The following is a 4622-nucleotide window of genomic DNA, read 5'->3' as shown; positions in this document are numbered from 1 at the left end:
CTCCCCGCGTCTGAAAGCAGAGCTCGTGGACCGGTTGGCCGGCAGAGAAGTCCCGGTCGTGGATGTGGCGCTTCTGTCGCCGGTACCTGGACGGGGGCTGCGGACCCCGATGCTGGTCTCCGGCGACGGCGCCGCCCGCTACGCCGAGATCCTCCACGGTCTGGGCGTCGACGTGACCATCCAGGACGGCCCCGCCGGCGCGGCGATCTCGCGCAAACTACTCCGCAGCGTGTTCTACAAAGGTCTGGCCGCGGCTGTCATCGAAGCGCTCGACGCCGCCCGGGCGGCCGGTTGCGAGGAATGGTTGCGCGGCAATATCCGCACGGAGCTGGCCGGCTTCGGCCACGACACCCTGGACCGGCTGGTCGACGGCTCACATACGCACGCCCGGCGGCGCGCGCAGGAGATGACGGCGGCCAGCGGGCAGTTGAGTGAGCTCGGCGTTCAGCCCCGGATCGCGACAGCCGCCCGCGACCTGCTCATCATGCTCAGCGAACGCCCAGAGGAGACAGAGACGTGATCATCGACTGCCACGGCCACTACACCACTGCTCCGTCCGCGCACACGTCCTGGCGTACCGCACAGCAGGCGGCGTACGACGCGGGGCAGGCGGCGCCGTCGTACCCGGAGATCACCGACGACGAGATCCGCGAGTCGATCGAGGGCAGCCAGCTGCGTCTGATGGCCGAGCGCGGGGTCGATCTGACCCTCTTCTCACCCCGCGCTTCCGCGATGGGCCACCACGTGGGCGACGAGGCGGTCAACAGCCGATGGACCGAGGCCTGCAACAACCTCATCGCCCGCGTCGTCGGGCTGTACCCGCAGAGCTTCGCGGGCGTGTGCCAGCTGCCGCAGTCGCCGGGCGTCCCCATCACGCAATCCGTGGCCGAGCTGCGTCGCTGCATCTTGGAGCTCGGCTTCGTCGGATGCAACCTGAACCCCGACCCCAGCGGCGGGCATTGGACGTCCGCACCGCTGACCGATCGCAGCTGGTACCCCTTCTACGAGGCGATGGTCGAGCTCGACGTGCCGGCCATGGTGCACGTGTCCGCGGTGACCAATCCGAACTTCCACGCCACCGGGTCGCACTACCTGAACGCGGACACGACTGCGTTCATGCAGCTGCTTCAGGCCGACCTCTTCAAGGACTTTCCGCAGCTGAAGCTCATCATTCCGCACGGCGGGGGAGCTGTGCCCTATCACTGGGGCCGCTTCCGAGGGCTCGCCGACATGCTCGACAGGCCCGCGCCGGAGCAAGCCGTGATGGGCAATGTCTACTTCGACACCTGCGTCTACCACCAACCCGGGATCGACCTGCTCTTCGACGTCATCGACGTCGACAACATCCTGTTCGGGTCGGAGATGGTCGGAGCGGTCCGCGGGATCGACCCGCGGACCGGGCACTACTTCGACGACACCCGGCGCTACGTGGACGCACGGGACCTGTCGCCGCAGGACCGGGAGAAGGTGTATGAGCGCAATGTCAGGCGCGTGTACCCGCGCCTGGACGCCGCGCTCCACGCACGGGGCCGGTAACTCGCGCTCATGCGCCTGCCATATTCGTGCCGCCTATGCCCGCACGTGTCTCAGCCCGGCGCCACGGACGTTCCGGCCGTTCTACCGATGGGTGCCGGTGACCGGGTCCACATCAGGCGCGCCAGCGGCCACAGTGCGATCAAGGCTGCCACCGGCTGCACATATGCCTGGACGGCGAACAGCGGCACGAAGCGGCTGGCCGCCATGGTGACGAGTGCCATCACAACCACGCCTGTCATGCCCGGACCTAGGATGCGGGCGCCGGCGACGCCTTTGGCGAAGCCGAGTACACCGAGCGCGAATGTGAAGGCTCCGACCAGCAGGACGGGGAGGAACCACGGCTCCAGCGCTTCCTGGGCCGCCGCCGCGTCCTCACCGGTCTCGACGGCGGCGAGCGGGGCGAACTCCATCCCCGGAAGCAGCGTGTACAGCGCGCTTCCGATCACGACGAACGGCATTCCGAGGGCGCTCCACCGGTCCTCGCTCCGCTCGCGGAGGTAGCTGCGGACAGCGAGGAACGCGAGGACGACCACGCCGGACGCGACGCCGGCCGCAAGATGTGCCAGTCCCCAGCGTGTCGGACCAGCTGCGACGGCGTCGGCGACTGCCGAGTCATTGGGCAGCCGGCCGCCGATATACGGGTGCCACGCGAGCGCGGCCAGCAGCACCATGGGAGCAAGTGCGATGATGCCAGCGCGGAGACGGGATATTGTCGTTTCGGTCATGACGATGTCCTCTCCTGTCCGAGCGGGCGGATGTTGCGGTTGACGCGGAAGAGATTGTCCGGGTCGTACTGCGCCTTGGCCTGCTGCAGGCGCTCAAAGTTGCCTCGGTACGCGCCAGACGTTCGGGTGGCGTCGTCTTCGGCCAGCTGGAAATTGACGTAGTTCCCGCCGGTCGAGAACGGCCGGATCTCCTCCCACCCTTGGCGGACCGCGGCCATAATGCCGTCGCCGTTCGCCTGCGGGGGCCACGTTCCGGTGAACCCGCTGATGAACTGGGCGTCTCGGTTGCCGACCGCGCTGCCGTCGTCGTGCTCGTTCAGCGCCCCAGCGAGGTGGAAGATGATGGAGAACGACAACGGGGACGCGACACGCAGCGCGGCGTCGCGGAACGTGTTGAGGTACTCGCTCGGCAGGTCGGGAAGAAACTCGGCCTTCCAGTACTGGTGCAGTCCTTTGGGCTGCAAGTTGTCGACCATCGACTGCAGCGCCACGTACGGCTTCTCCCCGACCAGGCTGAAGATCGGATCCCCGAGAGCGCGCAGCGGCGCGAGATCGGCCTCGGCGGTCGGGCCGCTGTGGCACACGAGCAACGCAACGACGGGTTTGAGGTGCCAGTCTTCGGGGACGAACGGGGCGGGCGGGGCGAGGCGAATCATCACCGCGGCCGTCAGCTCACGGGGCGCTGACGCGGTGAGCTCCCGGTAGGTCTCGAGTACCTCATCGGCTCGATCGGCGCTCCAGGCGACCAAGCCGCCGGTCACCATGGGGCCGACCTCGTGCAGCCGGAACGTGAAGCGCGTGACGACGCCGAAGTTGCCACCGCCGCCGCGGATCGCCCAGAACAGGTCGGCGTTCTCCGCCCGGCTGGCAGTACGTATCTTGCCGTCTGCGGTGACGATCTCGACCTCGCCCAGGTTGTCGGTAGCCCAACCGAACCGACGCGTCAGGTAACCGAAGCCGCCGCCGAGGGTCAGGCCGGCGACTCCCGTCTCAGACACGAACCCGAGCACCGTCGCCAGCCCGTGGGCCTGGGTCGCCCGGTCGACGTCCTGCAGCAGGCATCCCGGACCGACGTGTGCGAGCCGCCCGGCCGGGTCCACCGTCACGTCACGCATGCGCGACATATCCAGAGTCAGCCCGTCCTCGGCGATGGCCGTTCCGGCGATGTTATGTCCGCCGCCCTTGACGCTCAGCAGAAGACCGTGCTCGGAGGCGAACCGGACGACCGCAGCGACGTCGTCGGCCGACGTGGGCTGGACGACCAGCGCGGGGGTCTTAGCGACCGTGGCGTTCCAGACGACGACGGCCCCATCCCAGCCCTCGTCTCCCGCTGTCAGCAGCGGACCGTCGATCGCCGAACTGAGCTGTTCGAGCTGAGCCGAGGTCAGGCCGACGCGCCCGCCTTCGAGTCCAGCGACATCGAACGTTCTCGTGCTCATGCTGTCTCCCCTTCCCCTGTGGCTACGAGACAAGAGTCCGCGACAGGCAGTTGCTGCCGCATCGTCCGGATCAACCAATTCGATGTGGCGGCGCCCTGTGGGTAGTTCTGTGTAGCTCCGGTTTCGGTGGCCCGCGCTACACGAGGTCGTGCTCGTAGGCGTAGGCCGTGGCGGCGGCCCGCGAGGACAGGTCGAGCTTGGTGAAGATATTGCTCATGTGCCGGGCAACCGTCTTGTCGCTGATCACGAGCGTGTCGGCGATCTCCCGATTGGTCGCACCGGTCGCCACCAAGCGGAGCACCTCCACCTCGCGCGGCGTCAAGCCGCCGACTGTGGGTGGTGTGGCGTGACCCATGAGCTCCTTCACCTGCTCCAGCGCGGGGATGGCGCCCAGCTGCTCGAAGACCCGCCGGGCGGCATCCAGCTCCATCTCGGCCGTGTCGTGGTCGCCCAGCTGACGGCACGCTCGCGTCATCAGCAGCCGGACTCGGGCCGCCTCGTACGAGGCTTCCAGTTCGAGCCAGGCCAACCACGCTCGGCGCAGGGCGACGCAGGCGGCTCCCGCATCACCCTCGGCGAGCAGCGCCGCCCCGTGCGCGTACCCGTCCACCGCACGCAGGTACGGCGAGTCGAAGGTCGCGGCGATCTCCCCTAGCTCGTCCACCGCCGCCCGGGCGGTCTCGACGTCGCCGGCGGCAAGCTTGATTTCAACGTACGCGGGCAGGACACGGGACCGGTCTACGGCTCGCTCGGCTTCCGTGACCGTCCGTTGGATGGCAGCGGCCGCGTCGTCGATCCGGCCCTGAGCCTTCCGGAGCAGGGCCAGCCCCGGTTGCATGGTGTGCCCCCAGTCGCTGGCCTCGCGGTAGCAGGTCTCAGCTTGAGCGAACTCACCGCGCAACCGGAGCAGTTCGCCCTGCTG

The 4622-nt window shown here is 68.4% G+C and carries 5 protein-coding genes; 2 read left to right on the top strand and 3 right to left on the bottom strand.

Annotated features, from left to right (window positions below; all coding sequences use genetic code 11):
* On the top strand, positions 1 to 520 hold a 520-nt coding region (locus ELR45_RS39025), incomplete at its 5' end, for a DUF1932 domain-containing protein (RefSeq protein ID WP_205857217.1).
* A complete protein-coding gene (locus tag ELR45_RS25110; RefSeq protein ID WP_129668771.1) occupies positions 517 to 1536 on the top strand; it encodes an amidohydrolase family protein in 1020 nt (339 codons plus the stop codon). The genes ELR45_RS39025 and ELR45_RS25110, both read left to right, overlap by 4 nt.
* Before the next feature lie 50 nt (positions 1537 to 1586).
* Here the strand turns inward: ELR45_RS25110 and ELR45_RS25105 are convergent, their stop codons facing one another.
* From ELR45_RS25105 to ELR45_RS42165, 3 genes are all read right to left on the bottom strand, one after another.
* Positions 1587 to 2261, bottom strand: a complete 675-nt coding sequence (locus tag ELR45_RS25105) for a hypothetical protein (RefSeq protein ID WP_129668770.1) — start codon at positions 2259 to 2261, stop codon at positions 1587 to 1589.
* Positions 2258 to 3700, bottom strand: coding sequence for an FAD-binding oxidoreductase (locus ELR45_RS25100; RefSeq protein WP_129668769.1), 1443 nt, complete (start codon positions 3698 to 3700; stop codon positions 2258 to 2260). The genes ELR45_RS25105 and ELR45_RS25100 overlap by 4 nt, the downstream gene beginning before the upstream one ends.
* 136 nt (positions 3701 to 3836) lie before the next feature.
* Positions 3837 to 4622, bottom strand: a 786-nt coding sequence (locus tag ELR45_RS42165; RefSeq protein WP_420813945.1) for a helix-turn-helix transcriptional regulator, incomplete at its 5' end; no start/stop codon positions are given.

Origin of the sequence: Phytoactinopolyspora endophytica (assembly GCF_004138495.1) — a bacterium.
GTDB lineage: Bacteria > Actinomycetota > Actinomycetes > Jiangellales > Jiangellaceae > Phytoactinopolyspora > Phytoactinopolyspora endophytica.
This window is presented reverse-complemented; position numbering and strand designations above follow the sequence as displayed.

Excerpts from the sequence above, each read along its gene's own strand:
- ELR45_RS25105 (WP_129668770.1), bottom strand. The coding sequence starts at position 2,261 with ATGACCGAAACGACAATATCCCGTCTCCGCGCTGGCATCATCGCACTT.
- ELR45_RS25100 (WP_129668769.1), bottom strand. The coding sequence starts at position 3,700 with ATGAGCACGAGAACGTTCGATGTCGCTGGACTCGAAGGCGGGCGCGTC.